Here is a 23,554-nt window from a genome sequence, read left to right as displayed (position 1 = left end):
CCTCTCGGCTGGATTTGCCTTGTCAATGCACTCCAAGATGAGATACTTCCTGGGGTTATGCGGATTTCACATGAGATTTCGTATCGGTGGGGACGTGGGGGATCGTGCGGTGATGTTCTGGCCCGGATCGATACAGACCTGGAGGGAGTCGGTATGTCTGAGTGCGGGTCGACGTTGCCGCGGCGGCAGCTCGGGAGGTATCTGCGCAATGGGCGTGAGGAGTGTGGGCTGACGCTGCAACAGGCGGCGGCGCTGCTGGACCGTAGCGCGAGCACCCTGCAGCGGATCGAGCGGGGGATGGTGGCGCACTTGCGCGAGGGGGATATCGGGGCGCTGTGCACGATGTACGACTTCGATCCGGAGCATGCTGCCGCAATGAAAGGCCTTGCGGTGCAGGGCAACGAACTGAGCTGGTGGTGTGAGTACGGCGACCTGCTGCCGCCGACCTTCGACTTCTATGTGGGCCTGGAAGCCTCTGCACATCGCCTCACTACCTACGAACCGGAACTCGTCCCGGGGCTGCTTCAGACTCCGTCATATGCAAGCGTTCTGTTTCATGCGGGTTTTCCGAATGACACAGCGGACGAGCATGCGCGCCGGGTGACGTTGCGGATGCGGCGGCAGGCTCGTATCACGCGGAAACACCGGCCGGCCACTCTCCGTGTAGTACTTCGAGAGTCGGCTCTGCATGGCGTGGTCGGCGGCCCGAAGATTATGGCTGCTCAGCTTAGGCATCTGGCAGACATGGGAACTCGCCCGAACATCAGCGTGCAGATCCTGCCGTTCAGTGCCGGGCTTCCCTTGGGGGACGCGGTCGGGTCGTTCGTCGTCCTGGAGTTCGGCCAAGACAAGGCCGGTCGTGCGATTGAACCGCCGGTGGTGTTCGTCGAAGGCTTCACCGGCGACCTGTATCTCGAAAAACCGGGCGCGGTCCAGCGGTATCATGATGCGTACGAGGATCTTCGGCGGAGTGCGGCAGACGCGGTCGCCAGTCGGGCGATGCTCCGGCAGATGGCAAAGGAGTACACCTCATGAAGGTTGATCTTTCCGGTGCGCAGTGGTTCAAGAGCAGCCGCAGCGGAGCTTCGAAGAACTGTGTCGAGGTGGCGTTCGTTCCGGGGGGTGTTGTCGGCGTCCGCGACTCGAAGGACCCGTCGGGCCCGGCGTTGGCCTTTACCGCCGACGAATGGTCGTCGTTCACGGCCGCTGCGGTTCGTGGCGATCTCGACCGCTGACAAAGGACGACGACGTCTGTTGGGGCACATCCTCGGGGTGTCTCGAGATTGGAGGGGGAACGAGGTGGGGCGGGGGCCCGACCCCAACGGTCCTGTCTGCAGCGGCTTGCGTCTGCGCACGTGACCTGAGATTCTGAGCCAGATTTCGAGTATCGAGTTTGTCGGTCAGTCCGACGGTTGCAGACGCAGATAAGAGGGGGCGTACATGGGGTCGGGACAGTTGTCGGATGCAGTGACCTGGTGCGGGACATTCATCGGGGGCGATGCGCTATGAACTGGCGTGCTCGCCTTGATGCCATTACCGATGATCACATCACGGCTGTGCGCGATACGGAGGCCCAGCTCGATGAAATCGATTCATTGGCCCGGGAGGCAATGGAACGCGTCGTCGAGCAGGTTGGAGCCGCCGAGTCCGCTTCGATCATCCCGGAGACGCAGCTCGAGTCGCCGCCTGATGAAGCGCCACCGCCGCAGACGCCTGTCCCGGCGGCCGTCGGAGACCGGTCACTGCCTCACGCTCGTCGGCGATCCGTGTCTCCCCCGGACGACTATGTCCTGCCGTCGGATTGGACAGAAGAGGACGAGGCGCGGATGGAAGGTTATGGCCCGCCTAAGTCCTGGTTGGCATAGCCGCAGACACGGGTATCAGTCGGTGTAGAACCTTATCGGTCGGCGAAGTACGTAAGAGAGGCGTCAGTGGGGCGTTACCTCAACATGAGCCCGGAAGGGGTTCGGCAACAGGCCGCAGCGTTTGGAAGCGCCGCACAATCTTTGTCCGAGGCCTCGGGATCGTGGAAAACGATGTTCGATCCGAATGCTTTGGGGGAGGACTACAAAAGCCATGCTCAGAGTCTGGTTGATGGTTTCGAGCAAGTAGCCCAAGCGGTCAACGAATGGTCGGGGGCGTGTTCGGCGTTCAGTACTGCGTTGAACCATGCTGCTGACACGGTGCAGGGTGCCGACTCGCAGATCTCCGATGACCTCGCCGGGGTGTCATTCGATGGCGCAGGTGATCTGAATATGGACGGAGTGTAACTGTGGCCGACGATCCTAAACCGGGCTTGGGTGAGGGCACAGCTGCTGCTTGGCTGACCATCGGCGGTACCGGTGATGCGACGTCGGCGAATTGGGCGGGGTACGGAACACACGGACCCTCCGACGCATCTATAGCCAACTATGTCGCGGGCGATGGTGGAATCTACAATAACGCATCAGACGCGAAGCAGATCCTGGAGATAAATACGCTGGAGTGGTTCCATCTTGTCCAAGCGCGCTACGCCATTACTGGCCAGGAGGTGCCTGCAAACATAGGTCTCGAATCAAAAGAGGCTATGGATGAGATGTACTTCAAGCAACGTGATATGCAACTGGACAATCTTGTCGGGGCAGCTCAGAGAATTGAGAGGGAATTACCCAAGATTTCCCAGGCCCATAACGATCAGCAACAAGCGGTGCAGCGTCTTGCAGGGCATTGGCAAGGCGATGGCGGTATTTCGGTACAGGATAAGCTCGCGAAGCTTGGTGGCTGGTCGGATGACACTCTCGATGAGATCGCTGCTATACCAGCAGCGGTCTATTCGGCGGTAAACGAGATCAAGAGTTGTTTGCAGCGAAAGGCCGATGGTTTTGCGCGTTTGAACATGATTCACCGGATAAATGGCGTTGATATGACCAATGGGGAGAGTGAAGGTAAGGGGATAAATACCAGAAACAGTGACGATGAGAGCATTGGGAACGACGATGTGTCTCTCATTATTAATTACTCTCTGATGAGGGGAGTGGGTGATAATGTTCGGGAACGAATTCAGTGGATAGCTGATACCGGCGTGCTCGGGGATCGTAGCGCCCTTCCACGCTATGCCTCCATGGGGCAGGGTGACGGTTTAGAGTCGGGTTGGGCCGACATGGATGAATTCGACTTGAAAGCGCAGGCGATATGCCGAATCTGGACCAATCAATTCTGTGAAAGCGCTAGGGGATACTTCACGGCATATTCAACGCTGTGTAGGCAGACGGATGAGGCTGTTGAAGGATATCTGAAAGTTGCCATCGACACGCTGAACAAAACAGGGCACCTCGGTGAGGCGCCGAAGCCGGAGGAGTCGGGGCCGCCGCCCCCCGTGCCCTCGACTCCTGGACCTCCTGGTCCCCCGGGCCCGGGAGTCTCGACTCCGGGGCCAGGACCCGGTACTCCCCTCGAGACAACACCAGCGTCCACTACTCCTGCCGGTGCTCAAACGAATCCCGCACAGCAACTCCTGTCCACTCTGGCGGGCCAGGCGAGCCAGACCGTCCAGCAAGGCGTCACCCAAACTCTCCAGCAGGGCCTAGGTCAGATCCAGAATGTCGCGCAGCAGGGCTTGGGTGTGCTGGGCGGCAACTTGTCGTCGCTGGGTGCGCAACTCCCCGGCGCCGGTCCGCAACTGTCCGAGGTCAAGGCGCCTGGGACCAAGCAACTGGCGAATCTCAGCGCGTTCGGCGGGAATCTCGAGGTGTCGCAGGCAGCCGATGGCACGATCACTGCGAAAGTCACCGGCCCGGACGGGAAACCGCAGGAGTATTCGATGGGAATCAAGGACGGGATGCCGTTCTTGAAACCGGGACCGGCGGAAGCCGATCAGGCATCGGACGACTCTGCGCACGGCGCCGGCTCCGGCACGGACGCTGGTGGTCCGGGGCCTGGGCCCGGGGGAGGCGGCGGACCTTCACAGTCGGGCACACCTGCTGACAGCGTCGACCCGAACGCGATGCAAGGGCATTCGGTGGATCCTCCTGCAGGGAAGTCGGATTCGAACGCGGCACCACAGCCGTCGGGTCCCGGGGGTTCCGATCCGGCGCAGCAAGGGATGCCGGGTATGCCGGGCCCAGGGCCGGGCGGCGCGAAGCCCGGGTCCGAGGGCGAACGTTCCTCGAACGGCCTTGTACCACCGAAACCGCTGTGGACGAACGTACCCGGCGACGGCCCGCCCAATCCGGACGGCACCATCGGCTCCGCGCCGGAGTTGGCGACCTCCGGCCCGTTGGACGGGCCGCCGCAAGCGTCGGCAGGCCCCGAACTGGCGACGTCCGGCCCGCTGAACGCATCGCACACTGCCGATCAGGCGAAGTCGACTCCGCCCGCGGCCGCTCCGAACAGCGGCGTGAAGATCGAGGTCGACACAGGTGAGTCCAAATGACCGACTACGCAGCTGAATTCGATCGGATCCTGGCCGAATATCGAGCCGGTACCCGCGGGGTCCAGGAACAGTTCTTCGAAGCGGATGCGCGGACCGCTCGCGGCGGAACGGGACTGTTCGCCGAGTTGCGGGAGCAATTGCGCCGAGACGAGGAGTCGGAAACCCCGACGCCGGAGGAGATCGCGGCCCAGCAAGCGCTGGCCGAGCGCGAACGTCTGCTCCGTGAGGAGGCGGAGCGGGCGAGGGAACGCCGTGCCGCGAAGAACACCGGTCAAAGTGCTGTTGTCATGCCGTCGGACTGGACGGAGGAGGACGAGGCCAGGGCCGAAGGGTACGGTCCACCTGCTTCGTGGCTCCAGTAGCGACGGCGTGAGTATTGGTAGGTGTCGGGCCGGGTGACGGTCCGAGGAGTGAGGAGCCATGCTGTTGTGAGCACGGCGGACGGAAGGAACGGTTGGTGAACGAATGGGAGCGTGACCAGATCCGTTCGGCCAACGATGGTCTGCGCGCGACACTGGATTCCATCCAAGGAGATTTCGAGCGTGAGCTGGGCGAATTGGACGAGGTGCAACGCAAGTTGGCGGCGTTGCAGGTGCGCGCCACGTCACCGAACAACCTCGCGATCGTGACGGTGAACGGGTCCGGGATGGTTACCGAGATCAAGGTTGCCGACGACGCCTTCCGGCGTAGTACACCCCAGAAGTTGACCACGGATATCAACGAGGCGATCCGCGGCGGTGTCGATGCTGCGACACAGGCGCGAGCGAAGATCCTCGAACCCCTGCAGACCGTGGCCGATGGCATGGCTGACCTGGATGAGGTGCTTCCTGGTATGCCCAGCATGCGCGAACTGCGGCAACGCTTTTCGGAATTCCAGGATGGTATGAGCTGATGGAGTGCGAACGTGGTTGACTTTTTTGCCGATCCGGAACGGCTGCGGGCGATTTCACCGAAGTTCGAGACTCTGGGCGAAGGGGTTGAGACGGCCCTCGAACAGCTGCGGCAGGGGCTGCAGGCGGAAGGAAAATGCTGGGGCGGAGACACTCCGGGTACGGAGTTCGAGAAGAACTATCCGACCGAAGGTGCGGGAAGTGTGAACGACACCCTTGCGGGTCTGACGGCTTTGGCAGAGAAGGTGAAGGCTGCTGGCAACAAGATCACAAGCTCCGCGAATATCGTGCAGAACACCGATCAGGACAGCGCCGACGGCATCCGGCAGACATAACGGGGGAGTACACGCGTGACATTGTGGAGGCCGCCGCAGATTCCCTATCTGTCGGACTTCATTCTCGGCCACTGGCCTGATGGTGACGAAGATGCGATGCGCCGGGCCGCGAAACACTGGTCGGCGATGGCCGATGCGCTCGGTGCGCTGCAGGATCCGGCGGACCAGGCCATGGCCGAGGCATTGGCGGCTATCGATGGTCAGGCCAATGATGCACTGACAAGCTACTGGCAGGAGATCTCCGGTGGTGACGGCAGCGATATCGCGCAGCTGAAGAAGAACTGCGAGAGTTTCGCCGAGCAGCTCGAACACGGTGCTACCGACATAGAGCACGCGAAGCTGGTCATCTACATCACCGCGGTTTCCCTGCTCGCGAGTTTGGCTTGGGCGTTGATCCCTGGTGTGGGGCAGGCCGCCGAGGCCGGCGCGATTGTCGCAGCCAAGGCCGCGGTCACGAAGGCGACGCAGCAGTTGATGAGCAAGCTGGTCGCCAAGGGGGCCGTGTTCCTCGGTGAACGGGTCGCGGGCGTGGCAGTCAAGGTAGGCGTCGGCGCGGTGGTCGGGACTGCTTTCGGCGCCGGAACCGATGCCGCCGCACAGGGAATCGAACTAGCCGAGGGACACCGCGAAGACGGCTTCGACTGGAGTTCGACGGGAACGGCTGCCGCTGCCGGTGCGGTCGGGGGCGCGGTGGCCGCGCCCGTGAGCCATTTCGTCGGCGACAAAATCGGCGATCGCGTCACGTCGGCTGTTGCCAGGGATACCGATGTGCCGGGTGTGGCTGCCAACTGGGCTGGACGGAGCGTGTCGGACATCCCCTCCGATCTGGCCGCCAACGCAGCAGGGCAGGTCGCGACCGGACAACCGCTGACTGTGGATTCGCTGCTGGAGGGGGCCGGCGGAGGGCTGGCCACCCACCCGGGACGCAATGGGCCCGCGTCGCCGGACATCGGCACCACCCCGCAATCCGCCGAGGGCAACACATCTCAATCCACGAATGCTGCTGAGCCGCCGGCGCCTACCGAGCCAGCCATGCCATCCGATACGACGCCGGCCCAATCCGTTGCTGGGCCCCCACCGGAGACGCAGAGTCCGAATGCGGCAGCAACGCCGGCCTCCACCACACCGTCGTCGGTCACGCCACCTACCGACGGTGCCGGTCCAGCAGCGACGGTGGCGGCCGGACATCAGGAAACTGCTGTCGCACCGAATGATTCGGCTGGGCAAGGACAGACGGCCGAAACACGGAGCCCGGCGTCCGAACAACGTCCGGCAAATGCGGCGCCGGGTACCTCGGACAGTGGCTCGCCCGCGTCGTCCGCGCCGGGTGCATCGCCCACCGATCGTGCAGCCGCGCCCCCACCGTCCGCCGCTGCGAGCACCACTGCCGCCGATAGGCCCACGCCGGTGGGGCGGCCGACGGACGCCGGCCCGCAGCCGTCCAACAGTGTGGGGCAGCAGAATCGAGCGCCCGAAGTGGCTCGCTCGCCCGGCGTCGAAACATCGGACCGTCGACCTTCGGACGCCGCGCCGGCAACAGGAGCAGCGCGACCCGAAGCTGCCGCAGCACCCCGTTCATCAGCGCCGGTGGACGTGCCCGCGCGGACGGACGCGAGCCAGCGCCCGAGGGGCGATTCCTCCCCACACCAGGGGCCGCCAGTCGCTGCCGATCAGCCTCGTCGTGACGGACATGCGAGACGCGACAACGCAGAGAACGGGGGCCGCGGACCGACCGATCGCGCTCGTGGAGGTGACAGTGGCCCTGTACGTGGTCTATCGGAAGACAGCCGAAACCGAGACCGAGGTGAGGTACCGGTTCGGGAGCGACACGACGAACCTGGACCGCGAGCTGGTGATCGTGAAGGCAGGCCCGATCGTCGAAGCGATGGACGGGAAGACCGACCCGCTGGTTACGACGGTCGCCGGACGCATCCTGGCGAAGAAGGGAACCAACCCTCGGTGGCCGGGCGGGGGCGGGATTCAGGCCTGAACAGTTCCGGTCGATCGTCCGCGGCCCGAGGCGATCGGCTGGTCGGTGATGACCACGCCGATCGCGAACGCACTGGGGATGCTGACGCCGCTGCACAGAGCCCTACGTCTCCGGCGGACCGGATGCATCATCCCGGTGAGGTCACCGGATCCGACGCACCGGCGGTCGTGCCCGATGCTCACACGGGCGGAGCGATTCGTCCACGCGATGATTTCGCGGCATTCGAATGGGCCGAGGACGCTTACGACCGTTTTCGGGGCGACGACCGCGATATCGACGACATCGCACGTGTTCTGGCGCAGTACCCGCGTGCTGATGGCAGCAATTTCTCGCGAGACGACATCCGTCGGATCAAAGATCATCTGTTCTGGGAAGAACATCCGATCCGGGACTACGACGGAGATGTCGTTCATCGTCGTTACGACGCCGACCCCGGTATCGCCGAAGCGTGGATCAGGCTCCGATCCGATCGTCCCGACCCGGCCGACCTCGTGTTGCTGGAACACGAGTTGACCGAGGCGAACTACTACCGTGACCATCCGGGCTCGCTGTATCAGGATGCTCACGCACATGCCAATATCGATCACAACTGGTCCGAAGTCGCCGCGGGGCGCTCGGGCGAACGGTACGACACCTTATGGGGGCCGGACAATGGCACTACTGATCTACTACAACCAAATCGAGAACAGCCCGGACGAGGTGACGTACCAGTTCGGGGAGACCAGGGACCACCTGGACCGCACCCTGACGATCGACAAGGCGAACAACGCCCCCCGTACGGACCAACCGGAGGACGTGATTTTCCGGTCGGCCGCAGGCCAGATCCTGATGCGGGCCAAACGCGAGAAGCAGTGGCCGGTGAACGGAGTCATCGCTTCCTGACCGAGGACGCGGCGCCTCCGTACAGCGCGCCGCCTCCACGTGACGAGTTCAGCGGAACCGCTCCCACAGGTGAGCCGGATCCGTCGCTGGATCCGGGCACTTTCGATGCGCCCGGCGCGTCGGATCCCGCACCGCGCGAGCGACTTCCGGTCGAGGACAAGGATTACTTCGCGAATCCCGAGTTCAGGGATCCCGACGCCGGTGCTGAATACGCACGTCAGCATCCGGGGTACCTGTCCGAGGCGGCCGATATCCGATCCCGGCAGCGCGAGGACTGGCCGGAGTTGTTCAATCTCAGTGACGCCGAGATCGCCGCTGTTCGGCACAATCAATTCGACGTCCTGAACGGTCCAGTGATCGACGCCACGCGGAACGGTAACCGCGCCCTTCTCGAGCAGTACGACGCGGCGATCCGTGCGCTGGTGTCCGGGCTGAACAAGCTGCCCGATCTTCAACGGCCCGTCCACCGGTCGGTTCGGTTCTACAACGATGCCGAGTTGCACGACTTCCTCGCCGACTACGAGGTCGGAGGAGTGCGAGTCGACCCAGGCTTCGTCTCGTCGGACAAGGAGGCATCGACCGGAAATATTCAGATGGGGACCAAGGTCGAATTCGTCATCGAATCCCGGCATGGTAAAGACATTTCCTGGGCGAGCGGTCAGCAGGACGAAGTTGTGTTCCCTCCTGGACACAGTTTCGAAATCACCAGCCGTATATACGAAGACGGCAAATACGTCATACATCTATTCGATTTGGGAAGGGATCCTGATGGAACTGACACCGGAACGGGCGGAAGAGATCGCTCGGATGCATCTGGGGCCGACGCTGCGACAAGTAGCCCCAGGAGCGGAAGCGGAGGAACGCCACGAGCGCCAGATGGAGGAGTGGAGGGCGCGCGAAGCGAAGGGCCGCCCCGAAGCGACCGAGGAACAAGAGAAGAACTGGGAACGCTGGCGCAAGTCGGAGATGGAACGAATCAGGCGCAAGCGGGAGGGGAGCGCCGAGTAGACCCGGACGGTCTATCGCCGCCACCGCAGACGCCGGACCGGCTGTCCGCTCAGTCTCCGGATTCCGATCCGCCGCGGTATCGGTCATCGGAGGATCCGCGCGTCACGACTCGGCACGACGCGTCATTGGACTCGGTGCACCACCAGGGGCTCGCCCAGACGCACCAGCAGCATCCGGGACCGCTCAACCAGTCTCCGGGCCCTCGGCGCGTCGAGTCTCAGCCACCGGTCCCGGATCACCGTGCGCCTGTATCGAACCCGCCGGTACACGACGACCGCGCGTCCGTATCCGACTCGCCGAATCGCCCTTCTGTCCAGGCGCACCCGGTCGAACAGGCACGCCCCGTGCAGTCTCCACCGGGGCCGGAGTCGCTGGGCTCGAATTCGCCAACGCCACAACACCCAACGCCGCATCAAGCGCCGGCACCGCATATCGGCTCATCGCTCAACCTCGGTCCGCCGAACCCGAGTCAGCAGGGAACGCACGCGGCGGTGCAGCCACGCCAACCCGTGCCACCGCAGCATTCGGCCCCGCCGGCACCCGTGCCGGATCCGAGGAATCCGAACTCGGTTGGGCGGCAGGATGATGCGCGTGCACAGCAGTCGACGACGGAAGGTTCGCCCCGTCGCAGCACGCCCGAGGACCGTTGGGGAACGCAGGGTAACCACCCTGCGCCACGAGCGGACAATGGTGGTCACGGCCCTCATCGGTCCGATCCCCAAGCCCCGCCCGCACAGCGGCAACCATCCCGGGAAGAGGTGCGTGCTAACGAATCTCGGCAGATGCGTGACTATCTTCGCGGCCAGATGCCGGAAGGCGGGACGGTCACGCAGGTTCGGACCAGAGGCAGTGCTCCGGCCTACGATGTTCGTCGCTATCCGAATGCCCCCGGTGGACCGATAACGGTTGTCACGGTGCGGGTGAATGTCACCGCAGATCCGCATATTCATCCGCAAGCCGTCCAGCAGCTCATCCACAACGCGCACTATGGGACCGACAGCACCTTCAACCAAGGACAACGCTTGTTGTCGGGTGACCGCGTCCTGGTGGATCTGGTTCCCGCGACGGACCCGGCAACGGCGAATATCCATATGCACGTGAGTGAATCGCCGGGAGCCTGGCATCCTCGCACTCCGCCGGATCTCTTCGCACGACAACTGGGCAGGCATCTCGGGTTACCCGAGCAGCCGGGCTCGACAGCACCACATATCGACGCAACTGGCGCTCGGCAGCTGAGCAACGATATTGCCCGAGCGAACACTCCCTGCACCCGGCCGGACGTGACCACCGGCCGAGTGCAAGGCGCGGGGAACCTGCGCAGCGTCGAGCACGCGTCCTACCAACACAATGTCGAGGACGCGGTGCGCAGAGGTGACCGGTTCGTCGTCGGCGCCGATCCGCACGTATACGCCCAGCACATCAACGACGGTGGCCCCTCCCGGCCGGGCAGGAGCAACGACTGCAACGAAGTCACTCTGTCGGTTTTGTCGACGCACCTCGGCCGCCCTGTTGTGGCGGCCCCACGCTTTCCGGACCGGCTCGCCGACGGCAGCCTCGATACCCGGACCGGGGAACGCCTCGGGTTGCGCCGGGCAGAGGAATGGATCGGTGGGGCCTGGCAGAATTACGGCCACGGCGGCGCTTCGATTCCGGACCAGTTCCAAGCGCTCCACAACTGGGTCGGTCAACTCGGGCCCGGCGCTGCTGCCTATGTTCACAATGCCTGGCACGCCACCGACGAGTTCGGCCGACCGCAGTACAACGCGGACGGCAGTCCGAGAATCGGAGGCTCCCACGCGACCGCGATCGTCTACCCGATCGGAGCGCGCGGGCCGATGTGGGTGGATGCCCAGGCAAGACCCCCCATCATCTCGGAGCATCCACCTGCCCACCTGGTGAATCGGTCGGCGGGTTTGCGGTTCATGACAGTCGACCCGAACGGAGTATCACGCAGTGGCGCCACAGCTGGACAGCGCGGAACAGGTGCGGGAGTACCTGAGCACCGCGTTCCCGAGTCAGGAGTTCGACATGGTGATCCCGTTCGAACACGGGTGGGTATGTCGTCCGCAACTGACTCCGGAGGAGGAGGAACAAGATCTGGATCTCGGCCTGACCAGCTACGTGGTGAATCGACAGACAGGCGTCGTGACCGTGCACCCGAGTCTGCACCCGATGACGGTGGGCGAAATGTACGACCAGGCGATTCAGATCGGCGAACCCGTGCAGGGAGCCCAGATCTACCCACCACGGAATCGCCTCGATCTGCGACTGCTGCACGAGGAATCGACAACGGTCCGGTACTCGGTCGAGATCGAGTCCCTGAGCGAAGCCTCGACCAGGGAGTTCGAGCTGACGATCGACACGGAGACTCTCGACTTCGAGCCGACGGACTCGAGCGCGGCGAGCGCGATGTCGTGGGTCGTGTGGAAACAGGGCCGAGACGGGACATGGCCGGCGGAGGGGACGTTCGAGGAGTAGGCCAGGGCCCGGATACCACCCCGGCCACCCGGACCCACGAGAACGATCGTCATGCCGTGGATCCATCATCGTCGGCTCCGGAAGCGCTTGAAAACGGCCGGCGTGATCAGCCGGCGGCGGAGACTCCTCCCGACAACACCGACCACAGTGAGCCGCCGACTCGCTCCCGTGAGCCGGTACCAAAACTCAAAGATCTGTTTCCGCCGGACGGGGCGCCGCTCGACGAGGAGCGGGTATTGGCGCAGTTGCAACAGGCTATCAACGGCGAATACGGCGGTTTGCGTGTCGTTGTCGAAAGGGTCAGCGGCGACTCGGGGGGCCTGTATCCGGAAATGACCATTTACGACGCCGACGGCAAGCAGGTTGGACGCGCGACCAGGTCCTACTTCTATCGTGAGGGCAATATTCTTGCCAACCACTCTGTGTTCTCCCTCCATAAGAGTGTTCAAGGTCAGGGGTTTGCGGGGGAGTGGAACACGGCCATGTTCGAGTGGTATCGGGAGTCCGGTGTTACCGAAGTAGTTTTACGTGCCAATATCGATGTCGGTAGTTATGCATGGGCCAGGCAAGGGTTTGAGTTTTCCAATCAGCAGCAAGCTGTGAATGATATTCTTCCGCGGTTGAACAGAGAAATTCGCAAACTACGTGCTGTAATTGCTCGGGAATCTGCGGAACAGGCTCGTTCTCCAAGTGATGAACGGGTAGAAAATCTTAAAGAACTCGCCGCCCTGGAACGTAAGGCCGCCGGGATTGTCAAACGCTTCCGTGTCGGGGACGAAGACTTTCCGCATCCAGAAGAAATTGCACTTCTTGGCAGGCCGGAAGGGGCTTCGTCGGTTGAGTCGCGTGATTTGTCGTGGCTGGGAAAGCGTGTCTTCATGGAGCCGGGCGTAACCATCATGTGGCATGCCGTGCGGTGGATTGGTAAGGAGGCATCGTGAGAGATCCTGAAATCGTACTCAAAGGGTGGCCTGCGAACGAGTGGAATCGGAGAGGCCTCAAAGTTGGATTCTGGCACTCTGATTGGGCGGCGCGGAACAGGGAGAAGGTGGAATTTCGGCCCGAGACTCGATCGGTTCCCGATAGTGATTATAACCAGCATTACGTCGATATAGAATCGTCGTTGAAAGCGGAGATATCCTTCGATTCTCGTGCTGCGGAGATCGGTTACCGCCCGCCGGATGGAATAGGGAGACTGCCGCTACCGACCGGACCGGAACGGTTACGCGGGGCCATAATTTCCGCAGCTGCCGGGGATGCATTCGCCAGTTCCTGCGATGTGGTGAAGACTTACCCTTGGTATTTGCGTGGTACTGGAGTGTCCGATTCAGGCTTGGTTGACTATCTGCCGGGCACTTCCGCTGGTCCTACCTGGATCACTCAGATGATGGCATTTTGCGCCGAGGGTCTGCTCCGTGCATTGGGCGGTAGGCGCAACGGTAGTCTTGTTGACCCTGTTTCGGCGGTGCAACACGGGTTTCAACGGTGGCTGTACTACATGGTGTGGGACACGGAAGACCCACAAACCCAATATGAGTGGCGCAGGTATGGCGGTATCTATGCAGCTGACGCCGGTGAGTACGACCAGCCGGATGGTGTGCTGGCACAGGTCGTGGAGTTGACTGTCGATCGTCGACCACCTCTAGTTATTGTCGATACCCTCGTCGACTTTGCCGCTACTGGGGTCCGCTCGACCACTGTTGATCCTCGCAGTGAAGCTCGTGGTGGTGATGTTCTGGTCCGCGCTGCTCTTGCCGCCGTCTGGTCGGAAGATGTGTCGGAAACGTTCGATCTTGCCGTGGCAATTGCTGCGCTGACGCATCCTCATCCCGATGATTTCCTGGCGGCCGGTGCTATGGCTGTTGTTGTGCATCAACTGATTCGGGATCAACCCTTCCGGAAATCGCTCGAGACCGCCTACTTCGAGGTGCAACGCAGACCTGACCACGAAAAGACGCGGTTGATGATGAACCGTTCGGTCATCCTGGCGCGTGAAGAAAAGGTTCCGGCTCCGCTGCAGACCGTTCAGCGTTATTTTCCTGGCCTCGGGGAGGATGGAGCCGAAGCGTTCGGCTTGGCGTTGTACTGCGCCATATCCGGTGACTATCTGCGCGAGGCACTGCTGCTGGCAGTGAACTACGCCTCTGACCGCTGCGCGGTCGCCGCGACGGCAGGATTGCTGATGGGCGCTGAGTACGGAATCAAAGCTGTTCCCAAGGTATTTCGAGACCCCCTGTCATCGGTCGACGCGTTGGACGATCTCGCCGGCGACCTCGCCACCGAACTACGAGACGTGCTCACTGACAAGGAATGGTTGCGCCGCTACCCACCGACCTGATCTGGCGCAGGTGCACCCACCGAAGGAGATACCACATGGCGGAGTACCGAACGCGGGAGCAAGTGGAAGCGTATCTGGCTCGAATTCTCAACCCGGACCGCAGCTTTCACCTGTACGAGATGGAGGGTGGCTGGCTCGTGCAGGCGGATACGAGTTCCATGGATCTCGACGCGAGTCTGGGTATGACCAGTCTGGTGGTCGACGCGGACACGGGAGTGGTGTTCGAGTACCCGAGTTGGAGTTCGCACATGATCGCGGACGATTTCGGGGAGGCGAAGCGGAACCGCCGCAGGCCGGCGATGCGCCAGGTCTATCCTCCGGTGAGTATCGAGGATGCGCCGCCCGCGTATGAGCCCGTGGTTTTTGAGCCACCCTCGGATGCGTTCTGTTCAGAGCTCGGATTCGACGCGCTGTACGGTATCCCCACCTGGGAAGAGCGGGTCGAGCTCGGGCCGCCGTGGCAGGCGGGGCGTCGGCTGTGCATTCCGGTCGGGTTCACTGAGGGCCGGAGCACGGTCGAACTGGACGTCAACTCGGGTGTCGAAGGGGGGATGGGGCACGGTCTCGTAGCGGGCAGGGATAAATCCGGTCTGCTCGAGAGCATCGTGCTCGGGCTCGCAATCACTCATAGTCCCAGGGAGCTCAACCTCGTCCTCGTCGATATCGGTTGCAGCGGTGTGTTTCATGCTGTGTCGACGCTGCCGCACGTGGTCGGTGTCGCTTCAGGCGTGATTCGTGATCGATCGAGAATCGTGTCGATCGGTGAGATCCTGGCGGAGGAGGCCGAGCGGCGCAGTGATCGGATCCAGAACTCTTCGGGGTTCACGAGCCTCGGAGAGTACGAGGCGGCGCGTGCCGCTGGGGCCGATCTGGATCCGATTCCCGAGTTGATCGTCGTGGTCGACAATCTGCACGAAATGCCGGAGGGGCGTAACCAACTGGTCGACGCGCTGCTCCTGTTGGCTCGAGTGGGTCGGTCCTTGGGCATCCACCTGCTATTCGGCACGAACCGATTCGGCACCCGGCCGGAATGGATCGACTCGCATGCCTCATGGCGAATTGCGTCGAAAGTCTCGTCGGAGTCGGAATCGAATGCGCTTGTGGGCACCGCCGCGGCGGCCCATCTTCCGGATGAGCCGGGGCATGCATACCTGACCGCCCCCGGTGTGGAGCCAATTCGCTTTCGCGCCGCGCTCGCCTCGCCATCGATGCCGGACGGGTGGCCTGACCAGTGTGCGATGTGGCTGACCGTCGCCGCCCGTGCGCAGCTGCTGCCGGCCGGCGAAATTCTCATGCCCTCCATGGAGTGGCGGGTCCGTGACGATGGGCCGCGGCAGCGGGAAGATGGCGGACCTGTCGACTTCGACAGTTTGTACGACACCGACATGGGCTTGTACGACCTCGCCCATCGTTGGTCGCCCCGAGGTTCGGATACTCTGCGGCGGATTCCGATCGGTCTCGGTGAGTCCGGTCAACCGGTCGGCCTGGATGTGAATGCGGTTCACGGCGCAGCGGGCGCGTGTGGATATCTCCTCTGTGCCGACGCTGCCGTCCGGACCGCCCAGATGGAAACTATCCTGCTCGGGCTGGCGATCTCACACTCACCCGAGATCCTGAACTTCGTATTCCTCGATCGTGGCCTCGTCGGCACGTTCGACCGGCTGGTGGGGCTACCGCACGTTTCGGCGGTCGTCGCATGTGTGAATGAGAACTCCCTGTACGTGCGGGCCGTCGCCGACGCGCTGTACCTCGAGATCGAACGACGACACTCGGTATTGCAGGAACTCGGCTTCGCCGATTTCACGCAGTACAACAATGCCCGAATCTCCGGTCAGGAACTGACCCCCATGCCAGAGTTGATGATCGTCGGCGACGTCTCCGGTAGGCGATTTGAAGCCGTCGATCCAAACATGCAGGACCTGATCACAGTGCTGGCGCACCGGGACGGGCCCGCTGCAGGAATCCACGTGCTGTGGGTGGGGTCCGAGTTCGCGGAACTACCGCCGGCGACCGAGGGGTTTCGTTACCGGCTCGACTTCGCGCCCGCTTCCGCGGATGCCGCCCTCTCCGCCAACGGTGAAACTCCGGACGAACGCACGCTTGGCCACCTGAAGAGCCCCGTCGCGGACGCGGTTCGGTACGAGGCGCCAATTGCGCTACGGCCCAGACGATTACATCGCATTCTCCTGGATCTGCGATATCTGGGATGTAACAGCGAGGAGCCGTGGCAGCCGTATGCGATCACCGGAGCACCGGCACCCCTACCTTCCTGGCCCGGTTATCCCGATGCTCTGCTGCCTTGGGAACCGCCCGCGGACACAGCGATCCGGCCCTGGGGGGACTGAGGAATCGCCGATATCGTGACCGATCCCGCGGCTCACTCCGGTGAACGAAAACCAAGGAAGGTTCAGTTGTTCGATGCCTATCGCACGGTAGATGCGATCTACGAGTCCGCCAGGGACGCGGGCCGGCGAATCAGCTCGGACGAGCGACGAACAATAGGTCTGCTGTACCGCCGAACGTCTGAAGCCTGGGCAGCGGAGAAAGCGTTGCACCCTGCGGGGCACCTTCCTTCCTTCGAGTGCTGTCCAGTCGGCGACAGTTGATGGTCGGGTCGTCGCAGGGTATGCCCAGAGTCTCGTTTCACGGGAGCTTCTATACGGAAAGCTCGGAGGCAGTCCAGAGTGTCCTCAGATCCTGGCTTTCAGTCGACGATCTGGTCATCCGTCATCGCCGTGGTGTCGAGCTGCGGTACGCCGCGGACGACATCGAGTTCTGTGTTACGAGACGATGCTGCGCGAAGGCGCGAACTTCTTTCTGATCGAAGGGGTTGTCGATGGTTCCGTAGATGTTGCCGTGGCTTCCCTGCGACGGCTTGCCGAGAAAAGTCTTACGGCTGGAATGAAGTTCGACGGCGAGTGCGAACAAGTCGACACGGACGGCTGTTCGATCAGCGAGGAGATCGCCATAGGGTGAGGCGGTGTTGGTAATGGAAGCGTCAAATGGCAATCAGGAAATACTGGATTGGCTCGCTTCGAATGGGTGGAGTAAGGGGCGCGATATTGCGGATCGTGCCGGCGATCTGATTCGCGAGCGGGTCGATGCCTCGCGCCGTCAAGGTGTGGAGCTGCCAGCTTTTGTTGCCGCCGAAAGAATAATTCGCAGTTACGGGTTGCTGCACCTGGAGCGGCTAGGTACTTCGGATTCTCTATTGGTCATGAAGCCGACAGTAGGCTATGAAGGTGACGTCGAGGATATCGAAGAACTGCGTGAAAATCTCGGTCTAGATGTATTTCCGGTGGGATATGATTCGGGGGATTTCGCTCTTGTGCTGGTCGACGTAAGAGGTAGGTTTTTCTCGCTACACCATACTGGCGCGTACTTCATGGGAAATGATGAATTTGATGCATTCCGACGTTTTATGAGGGGCCTTCCCGACGATGATGCGGAGGAATACTTTGTCTGACCCGATGCCGACAAGGCGAACGATGCTGTGTGTACAGGCCATCCGGAGGAGCTATTCTTCCGCTGTACCGCAGCACGGATCATGCTGCTTGGTCGACACGAGAAGCGCTGGCTCATTGCCTCCCGAGAGTGTGGCCTACTGCGCGTAGGGATGCCCCTTCGGTTCTGACTCTGAGGTAACAAAACCTACTCCGACCAGCATGGTTCCCATTTCGTTCCCATTTGAAGAGCATTTGCTCACACCCCGATCGCCCCACCGTCCCCCTTCCACACCGCGACCACCGCCGGCCGCGGCTGGCTGCTACCCCCGTCGGGCCAGTGTGATGCCGGTGCATCGGCCGACGCGCCGTCCAGTTCACCGGGATGTTGGACGCACACCAGCACCCGTTGCTCGGTGACCACCGGCCCGCAGGTCTCGGCCCCCGCCGGAACGGTGAGGAATTGTTTGGTCTCCCCGCGGCGCTCGCCGTCGAGTGTTACCGCGAACAGGCCGTCGTTGGAGTCCAGGGCGTTGCCGTCGGTAGAGATCCACAGGTTTCCGTGGGGGTCGAAGGCGACGTTGTCGGGGCAGGAGATGGGGCTGACGGAGGTTTTGTCGAAGCCGCCGTAGTAGGTGTCGGCGGCGTTCGGGTCGCCGCAGACCAGCAGGAGTGACCAGGTGAAATCGGTGCCCTTGTGGTTGTCGGTGATTTCGAGGACCTGGCCGTTCTTGTTCTGGGCGCGCGGATTGGCCTCGTCGACGCCGGCTTTGCCGTCGAGGCCGCGTTTGCTGTTGTTGGTGAGTGCGACGTACACCTTGCCGGTCTTCGGGTTCGGCTCGATATCTTCCGGGCGGTCCATCTTGGTGGCGCCGGCCTTGTCGCCGGCGATTCGGGTGAAGACGGCGACCTCCTGGGCCGACATGCCGTCGACGAGCGATTGCGCGGCGCCGTCCTCGGCCACGTGCAGCAGTGGAATCCATTGGCCGGTGCCGGTGAAGCCCTGCTCGGACGGTGCGGCGCCGGAGCCATCGATGCGGTCGGCGTGGTCGCCGGTCAGCTTGGCGACGTAGAGGGTGCCGGCATCGAGGATGGTCGTATTGGCCCGGCGGCTCGCGGCGTCGCTGCCGGGGCGGATGGTGCGGGAGGAGACGAATTTGTAGATGTATTCGAAGCGTTCGTCGTCGCCGCTGTAGGCGACCACGGTGCCGTCGTCGGTGACGTGAATGTTGGCCGACTCGTGCTTGTTCCGGCCCAGGGCGGAGTGTTTCACGGGTGTGGATTCGGGGTCCCACGGATCGATTTCGACCACATAGCCGAACCGGTGGGATTCGTTGGGTTCGGCCGCCACATCGAAGCGCTTGTCGAACTTTTCCCAGAAGTGCGGGGCATCGACCTCGCCGACGCCGTAGCGTTCGGCCCGTTCGGCGGCCACCGGATCCGCGGGCTTGCCGACGAAGTAGCCGTGGAAGTTCTCTTCGCCGGAAAGGATTGTGCCCCAAGGTGTTACTCCGCCGGAGCAGTTCGCGAAGGTGCCTGCGACCTTGGTGCCGGTCGGGTCGGCGGTGGTCTTGACGAACTCGCTGCCCGCGGCCGGTCCGGTGAGCCGGAACTCGGTGTCAGCGGTGATGCGGCGGTTGTAGTGGCCGAAGGTGGGGGTGAGTGCGCCCGAGCCCGGCTCGCCGCTCACCTCGACTACCGAAAGACCGTGTGCCGCAATGGCGATGCCGAATTGGTCCCGGGTCATGGTGGCACCGTCGAAACCGGTGAACATGAACGGTTCGGTGGTGTACTCGTGGTTGACGACCAACAGGTAGCGGTTGTCGCGGTTCTCGATCGGCAGCAGTGCGGCGAAATCGTTGTTGTAGCCGAACTGTTTCGCCTGCGCGGCGGCGGTCTGTTTGTCGAAGTCGAACTGTGGTGCGTCGGCGAAGATCGGGTCGCCCCAGCGGATCACCACGGCCTGCTCGTAGCCTTCGGGCACGACGACGGCATCGTCCTGATTCGGTGTCACCGGTGTGAATTGCGCTCCCGGCCCGGCTGATCCGCCCGCTGCCACATCATCGGCGTCGGCACCGCACGCCGCGAGCAGACCACCCGCACCGATAGCGAGCACGGCGGCGGCACTGCCCTGCAACGCCCGCCGCCGCGATATGGCGGCCACGATATCGCCGAAGTATTCGCCGGAGGACTTGTTGGAGACCTCGTGAAAACACGCGTTGCCGCACTTGTAGGTGCAGGTGACCGCGGCGCGCGCGGAGCGGCCGTCGTGCTGCACGAACAGGGCGAGGGGACTGAACTTCACGGTGCCTCCAGTAACTGTGCGGGACACCCGCGCCCGGTCGTCATCGTGAGCGGCTGCGCCAGTATTACTCACGATGCCTCCAGAAGCGAGCCGACCGCCGCACCGTAGAACACTCCGGCAAGCCTGGGAATACACCGGAATGAACGCGCGCCGAACGACAGTGAACGCGCCCGGTCCCTCAACTGAACCTGTCGACGTTCCGGTGGATCAGTTCCCGCAGCCGCGCAGCCTGAGCCGGCTCCAGACCGAGCGTGGTCGAGTCGATCGCTTCAGCGATGGACCGCGCCAGACCTGTGACGATGGTGTCGACGCGCTCCTCATCCAGCGACGTGGTTCGTGCCAGCTTCCGCCAGTGCTGGAGGCCGACTTCCGGAGCACGCTGAGCGCCGCCGATTCGCATCGCGAGCTTCTGGTCGAATGCGGGATACAGGCCCACTGGCACTATGTCGTACATCGGCGTGAGTGAAATACCGTCAGGGCGGATCATCAGCGAGTAGTTCTTGGCATGAGCGTCTGCGTTTCCGATGAAGGTATTGAAAGCGAGTTGACCAATGAATGCGTACGCCGCATCGATCCCCACCCGTTGGCGTAGTAGCTGGATGACCTGCGCGGCCGTCACACCGTACTTGTCGTCCGGGCCCTTTCCCATCGCTTGAGCCAGATCTTCGGTATGGATGCGCGCAGCGATCTGGCCGGAACGATCACGATCGAATCGTTCGACGACGTAGGTGGTCTGGTCCTTGATACGGAGCACCTGTGCCGGTGGCGCGCCGATTCCGGTTTCTGCCGCGAGTCCGAGTGCGGCGGCTTCGGCTGCCTCCAGCCCTGGAAGATTCGGCCGCGCGGGCTTGAGGATGTGGGTCGACGGCACCGTCGCATTGGACCAGTACCACTCCTCTCCGACTTGGGAGAGCGCAAATTTGCCCTGCGTTCCGGCGAGTGAAAACCGTGCTGGGCTCCGGGAGCCGATCCAGGCGTCAGGAGTGCGCTTGATTGCTGCGATCCGTGCGGCGATGTCCCCGTCGGTCGCCGGATCCAGTATCAGTGGGTCTGCCGTTGGCTGCACTTCGTGCGCGGAAAGTAGCAGGCCCCCGGCGACGTCTCCGCCGGCCACCTCCAGAAGATCGAAAGTGTCGGTTGTCTCGATGCCGTAGGCGTCAGCCATTTGCTTCCGGATGTGGAGATGGTCGGGTAGTAGGTTCTCCAGGAAGTTTCCGGCCGCACGACGGGAGGGCTTACCTTCTCGCGGCAGTGACAGCGAGATCGACGGCGTCGATGTGACTGTGTGGTACTGGAATTGGACGAGTCCTGTGCTGTCCCGAGTGAAGCGGCCCGCATAAACGCCTTCCAGCCAGGCGTGCAAGGTGCGAGTCATCGCAGATCCATCGGCGGCAGGGCCAGGGGTTCGACCTCGAGGGCGCGGAGAACCCTGCGGACACCGCGGATATCGTTCAATGGCTCGGCGCGCTCGATCGATCCGATCAATCCCGTGTCGACGTCCGCTCGTTCGGACAGCGCTCTCCTGGTGAGCCCATGGATCGCGCGCTCGTCTCGAACTGTCCGCGCAAGATCCGCGGGCTCGCGGAGATACTCGGTGCGTGGGCGGTGCAGTACCTCCGCGACTCTGTCGTGGTTCCCTCGTATCGCGTGCACGACCAGGTTGGATCCGCCGTCGAGGTGAGTGGGTGCCACGCCGCCCCACCAGTCGGCAAGGATGTGGGCGGGTTCGTCCGTGCGTCGCAACAGGTCGACGCGTTCTGCGGTGCGCGCCCGCATCTGGCCGGACAGCCCCTCCAGGGTTCTGGTGTGCAGGGCGCGCGTGAGTGCCAGCCGCGACGCCGGTGACAGTGGGCGTCGTCTCCGTCGGTGGGGTGCTACCTCATCGATTTCCCAGCGATCACCGGTCCGGTGTGCCTGGATGACCCCGGACCGGGCCATTGCGCGAACTCGCCTGGGTGACACCTGTGTCAGCTCCGCGTACTCCGCGACGTTCATGACACAAGTGTACCGGCGAATAGAGTCAGGCAACCCCTACCTGCGTGGACGGCCCAGCCGGGACCAGCCGAACAGTCCCAGTCCGATAACTACCGCGAATCCGCCGATGATCCCGATAGTCCGTAGGTTGCCGTCGCTGTTCGGGGCGGTGGATGTCGCCGTCGCCACGGTTGCGGCCTCGGGGCCGGGTGGGGCGGCGAGTACCGCTTCGGTCGGTGCCGCCTCGTCGTCGGGGCCCGGTAGTTCGCCGATATGGGCGCCGGCGGGGAGGGCGAAGGCGTAGTCGAGCAGGCGGGCGGCCTGTTCGGGTGGCCGGATGGGCAGGACGTCGGCCTTGAGCATGGTGACTGCCAGGCGGCGGCCGTCTCGTTCGGCGGCGGTGACGAAGGTTTGGCGGGCATCGTCGGTGTAGCCGGTTTTGCCGCCCAGGTTGCCGTCGTAGTTGTAGAGCAGCTGGTTGTCGTTGGCGAGCGGGAAGCCGGGATGGTCCTGATCGCCTTCGATCTTGGGGTTGGCCGGGTAGCCGGGGAAGTCGTACTGCTCGGTGCCGATGATGTCGGCGAAGGCGGGGATCTGCATGTCGTGGCGGAAGATCGCCGCCAGGTCGTAGGCGGAGGTGCTCATGCCGGGACCGTCCAGGCCGGACGGGGTGGCGGCGCGAGTATCCATGGCGCGCAACTGTTTCGCCATTTCATTCATCTTCTCGACGGTGGCGTCGTCACCACCGAGCTGGGCGGCGATGGCGTGCGCGGCGTCGTTACCTGAGCACATCAGCAGGGCGTGGAAGAGTTGCTCGTTGGTGTAGCGGCCGCCGGGGCCGATACCGACGCGGGTGCCGTCGACGTTCGCATCCTCCTGCGTGCCGGTCACCACAGCGTTCTGGTCCAGCGCGGGCAGGGCGACCGCGGCCAGCAGCGTTTTGATGGTGGACGCCGGCCGATAGCGGCCGTGCGGGTCCTTGGCGGCGACGACCTGTCCGGTGTCGAGGTCGGCGACCAGCCACGAGGTCGCCGAGATGTCGGCGGGGACCGCGGGGGCGCCGGTGGGCAGGATCACACCGCAGTCGCCCAGCTTGTCGCCGCCGATCGGTGTCGAGGGCACCGGTAGGGGTGCGGGGGAGGTCTCGCCGGGCTTGGGGACCTCCGAGGTGTCGATCGGCGGGGGTGGGAGCTTCTTGTTCGGGCAGGAATTGGTATTCGGCGTGGTGAAAGGCGTGGATGTCGGGGGTGGTGGGGCCGCGGTGGCGGCGCCGAGTCCGGTGAGCGCGGCAGCCCCCAGCATCCCGGCGGTCAGTGCGGTAGCCGCCAGCGAGTGGGTGCGGTGGCGGTGGGGAGTGCGGGAGGCGCGGGTGTTCATCGACATGCAGTTTATGCGGCGCGCCGGGGTGGTGCCGCGTCCGTCTGGTCACAGTAACCCTTGACAGCCACAACAAAATGGGAGTTACTATCAAAAAGTAGACGCAACCAAGTGGATGGGGAT

23 protein-coding genes and 2 pseudogenes are annotated in these 23,554 nt (G+C 63.3%); 18 read left to right on the top strand and 7 right to left on the bottom strand.

All coding sequences use genetic code 11. The features are described 5' to 3' along the window. Positions 1–153: 153 nt before the first annotated feature. The 9 genes and pseudogenes from NV2_RS11455 to NV2_RS33025 all read left to right on the top strand — a co-directional run. Positions 154–1,035 (top strand): helix-turn-helix domain-containing protein, encoded by an 882-nt coding sequence (locus NV2_RS11455; RefSeq protein ID WP_067871694.1) that lies wholly within the window; start codon positions 154–156, stop codon positions 1,033–1,035. Next, complete coding sequence (locus NV2_RS11450) at positions 1,032–1,235, top strand: DUF397 domain-containing protein (protein WP_067871691.1); 204 nt, start codon at positions 1,032–1,034, stop codon at positions 1,233–1,235. The genes NV2_RS11455 and NV2_RS11450 overlap by 4 nt, the downstream gene beginning before the upstream one ends. A gap of 270 nt (positions 1,236–1,505) precedes the next feature. Next, positions 1,506–1,865 (top strand): hypothetical protein, encoded by a 360-nt coding sequence (locus NV2_RS11445; RefSeq protein WP_067871688.1) that lies wholly within the window; start codon positions 1,506–1,508, stop codon positions 1,863–1,865. Positions 1,866–1,931: 66 nt separating this feature from the next. Continuing rightward, positions 1,932–2,270 (top strand): hypothetical protein, encoded by a 339-nt coding sequence (locus NV2_RS11440; RefSeq protein WP_157102859.1) that lies wholly within the window; start codon positions 1,932–1,934, stop codon positions 2,268–2,270. 2 nt (positions 2,271–2,272) lie between these two features. Beyond that, positions 2,273–4,411: a hypothetical protein gene (locus NV2_RS31410; RefSeq protein ID WP_157102858.1), complete on the top strand. Its 2,139-nt coding sequence runs from the start codon at positions 2,273–2,275 to the stop codon at positions 4,409–4,411. Continuing rightward, entirely contained in the window at positions 4,408–4,773 is a 366-nt protein-coding gene (locus tag NV2_RS31405) for a hypothetical protein (RefSeq protein WP_067871675.1), read from the top strand. Before NV2_RS31410 ends, NV2_RS31405 begins: the two co-directional genes overlap by 4 nt. 95 nt (positions 4,774–4,868) lie before the next feature. Next, the gene (locus tag NV2_RS11420) at positions 4,869–5,303 is read left to right on the top strand and encodes a YbaB/EbfC family nucleoid-associated protein (RefSeq protein ID WP_067871672.1); all 435 of its coding nucleotides are present in this window, start codon (positions 4,869–4,871) and stop codon (positions 5,301–5,303) included. Between the two features lie 12 nt (positions 5,304–5,315). After that, a complete protein-coding gene (locus tag NV2_RS11415) occupies positions 5,316–5,636 on the top strand; it encodes a WXG100 family type VII secretion target (protein ID WP_067871669.1) in 321 nt (106 codons plus the stop codon). Between the two features lie 96 nt (positions 5,637–5,732). After that, positions 5,733–6,038 (top strand): annotated as a pseudogene (locus NV2_RS33025) (WXG100-like domain-containing protein); the annotation flags it as partial. On the opposite strand, the gene NV2_RS32210 reads toward NV2_RS33025, so the two are convergent. Continuing rightward, on the bottom strand, positions 5,984–6,130 hold the full coding sequence (locus NV2_RS32210; protein ID WP_245662554.1) for a hypothetical protein: 147 nt from the start codon (positions 6,128–6,130) through the stop codon (positions 5,984–5,986). The pseudogene NV2_RS33025 and the gene NV2_RS32210 sit on opposite strands and share 55 nt — an antisense overlap. A gap of 1,250 nt (positions 6,131–7,380) precedes the next feature. On the opposite strand from NV2_RS32210, the gene NV2_RS32205 reads away from it, so the two are divergent. Next, positions 7,381–7,626 carry a hypothetical protein gene (locus NV2_RS32205; protein ID WP_245662553.1) on the top strand — a complete coding sequence of 82 codons (246 nt, stop codon included), beginning with the start codon at positions 7,381–7,383 and terminating at the stop codon, positions 7,624–7,626. Here the strand turns inward: NV2_RS32205 and NV2_RS32200 are convergent. Further along, entirely contained in the window at positions 7,617–8,192 is a 576-nt protein-coding gene (locus NV2_RS32200) for a hypothetical protein (RefSeq protein ID WP_245662552.1), read from the bottom strand. The genes NV2_RS32205 and NV2_RS32200 overlap by 10 nt on opposite strands. 102 nt (positions 8,193–8,294) lie before the next feature. After that, a complete protein-coding gene (locus NV2_RS32195) occupies positions 8,295–9,251 on the bottom strand; it encodes a hypothetical protein (protein ID WP_067871660.1) in 957 nt (318 codons plus the stop codon). A gap of 25 nt (positions 9,252–9,276) precedes the next feature. Here NV2_RS32195 and NV2_RS32190 point away from each other — a divergent pair, with 25 nt between their 5' ends. The 8 genes and pseudogenes from NV2_RS32190 to NV2_RS30755 all read left to right on the top strand — a co-directional run bounded on the left by NV2_RS32190 (position 9,277) and on the right by NV2_RS30755 (position 17,798). Then, the gene (locus NV2_RS32190; RefSeq protein ID WP_067871658.1) at positions 9,277–9,516 is read left to right on the top strand and encodes a hypothetical protein; all 240 of its coding nucleotides are present in this window, start codon (positions 9,277–9,279) and stop codon (positions 9,514–9,516) included. Between the two features lie 782 nt (positions 9,517–10,298). Beyond that, positions 10,299–11,360 (top strand): annotated as a pseudogene (locus NV2_RS32950) (toxin glutamine deamidase domain-containing protein); the annotation flags it as partial. Between the two features lie 109 nt (positions 11,361–11,469). Then, positions 11,470–11,994, top strand: a complete 525-nt coding sequence (locus NV2_RS32185) for an SUKH-4 family immunity protein (RefSeq protein WP_067871655.1) — start codon at positions 11,470–11,472, stop codon at positions 11,992–11,994. 56 nt (positions 11,995–12,050) lie between these two features. Next, positions 12,051–12,935 carry a hypothetical protein gene (locus NV2_RS32180; protein WP_245662551.1) on the top strand — a complete coding sequence of 295 codons (885 nt, stop codon included), beginning with the start codon at positions 12,051–12,053 and terminating at the stop codon, positions 12,933–12,935. Beyond that, positions 12,932–14,332, top strand: a complete 1,401-nt coding sequence (locus NV2_RS30760; protein ID WP_168436102.1) for an ADP-ribosylglycohydrolase family protein — start codon at positions 12,932–12,934, stop codon at positions 14,330–14,332. The genes NV2_RS32180 and NV2_RS30760 overlap by 4 nt, the downstream gene beginning before the upstream one ends. A 35-nt stretch (positions 14,333–14,367) precedes the next feature. Next, the gene (locus NV2_RS11375) at positions 14,368–16,677 is read left to right on the top strand and encodes an FtsK/SpoIIIE domain-containing protein (protein ID WP_067871647.1); all 2,310 of its coding nucleotides are present in this window, start codon (positions 14,368–14,370) and stop codon (positions 16,675–16,677) included. Positions 16,678–17,122: 445 nt separating this feature from the next. After that, the gene (locus tag NV2_RS11370) at positions 17,123–17,308 is read left to right on the top strand and encodes a hypothetical protein (RefSeq protein ID WP_067871644.1); all 186 of its coding nucleotides are present in this window, start codon (positions 17,123–17,125) and stop codon (positions 17,306–17,308) included. 13 nt (positions 17,309–17,321) lie between these two features. After that, on the top strand, positions 17,322–17,798 hold the full coding sequence (locus NV2_RS30755; protein ID WP_084474405.1) for an SUKH-3 domain-containing protein: 477 nt from the start codon (positions 17,322–17,324) through the stop codon (positions 17,796–17,798). A gap of 236 nt (positions 17,799–18,034) precedes the next feature. On the opposite strand, the gene NV2_RS11360 is transcribed toward NV2_RS30755, so the two are convergent. From NV2_RS11360 to NV2_RS11345, 4 genes are all read right to left on the bottom strand, one after another. Continuing rightward, the gene (locus NV2_RS11360; protein WP_084474350.1) at positions 18,035–20,080 is read right to left on the bottom strand and encodes a PhoX family protein; all 2,046 of its coding nucleotides are present in this window, start codon (positions 20,078–20,080) and stop codon (positions 18,035–18,037) included. A gap of 178 nt (positions 20,081–20,258) precedes the next feature. Continuing rightward, positions 20,259–21,455: a HipA domain-containing protein gene (locus tag NV2_RS11355; RefSeq protein WP_067871635.1), complete on the bottom strand. Its 1,197-nt coding sequence runs from the start codon at positions 21,453–21,455 to the stop codon at positions 20,259–20,261. Then, complete coding sequence (locus tag NV2_RS11350; RefSeq protein ID WP_157102856.1) at positions 21,452–22,075, bottom strand: MerR family transcriptional regulator; 624 nt, start codon at positions 22,073–22,075, stop codon at positions 21,452–21,454. Before NV2_RS11350 ends, NV2_RS11355 begins: the two co-directional genes overlap by 4 nt. 36 nt (positions 22,076–22,111) lie before the next feature. Then, the gene (locus NV2_RS11345; protein WP_067871966.1) at positions 22,112–23,431 is read right to left on the bottom strand and encodes a D-alanyl-D-alanine carboxypeptidase family protein; all 1,320 of its coding nucleotides are present in this window, start codon (positions 23,429–23,431) and stop codon (positions 22,112–22,114) included. Positions 23,432–23,554 lie beyond the last annotated feature (123 nt).

Origin of the sequence: Nocardia vermiculata NBRC 100427 (genome assembly GCF_001613265.1) — a bacterium.
In the GTDB taxonomy this organism is placed as follows: domain Bacteria; phylum Actinomycetota; class Actinomycetes; order Mycobacteriales; family Mycobacteriaceae; genus Nocardia; species Nocardia vermiculata.
The sequence above is the reverse complement of the archived record's forward strand: the minus strand, read 5'-3'. Positions and strand labels throughout refer to the sequence as shown.

What these genes read in the sequence shown, in the direction of transcription:
- NV2_RS11455 (WP_067871694.1), top strand. Translation starts at nt 154, where the DNA reads ATGTCTGAGTGCGGGTCGACGTTGCCGCGGCGGCAGCTCGGGAGGTAT.
- NV2_RS11450 (WP_067871691.1), top strand. Translation starts at nt 1,032, where the DNA reads ATGAAGGTTGATCTTTCCGGTGCGCAGTGGTTCAAGAGCAGCCGCAGC.
- NV2_RS11445 (WP_067871688.1), top strand. Translation starts at nt 1,506, where the DNA reads ATGAACTGGCGTGCTCGCCTTGATGCCATTACCGATGATCACATCACG.
- NV2_RS31405 (WP_067871675.1), top strand. Translation starts at nt 4,408, where the DNA reads ATGACCGACTACGCAGCTGAATTCGATCGGATCCTGGCCGAATATCGA.
- NV2_RS32195 (WP_067871660.1), bottom strand. Translation starts at nt 9,251, where the DNA reads ATGTATGACGTATTTGCCGTCTTCGTATATACGGCTGGTGATTTCGAA.
- NV2_RS32190 (WP_067871658.1), top strand. Translation starts at nt 9,277, where the DNA reads ATGGAACTGACACCGGAACGGGCGGAAGAGATCGCTCGGATGCATCTG.
- NV2_RS11375 (WP_067871647.1), top strand. Translation starts at nt 14,368, where the DNA reads ATGGCGGAGTACCGAACGCGGGAGCAAGTGGAAGCGTATCTGGCTCGA.
- NV2_RS11370 (WP_067871644.1), top strand. Translation starts at nt 17,123, where the DNA reads ATGCTGCGCGAAGGCGCGAACTTCTTTCTGATCGAAGGGGTTGTCGAT.
- NV2_RS30755 (WP_084474405.1), top strand. Translation starts at nt 17,322, where the DNA reads ATGGAAGCGTCAAATGGCAATCAGGAAATACTGGATTGGCTCGCTTCG.
- NV2_RS11355 (WP_067871635.1), bottom strand. Translation starts at nt 21,455, where the DNA reads ATGACTCGCACCTTGCACGCCTGGCTGGAAGGCGTTTATGCGGGCCGC.
- NV2_RS11350 (WP_157102856.1), bottom strand. Translation starts at nt 22,075, where the DNA reads ATGAACGTCGCGGAGTACGCGGAGCTGACACAGGTGTCACCCAGGCGA.
- NV2_RS11345 (WP_067871966.1), bottom strand. Translation starts at nt 23,431, where the DNA reads ATGAACACCCGCGCCTCCCGCACTCCCCACCGCCACCGCACCCACTCG.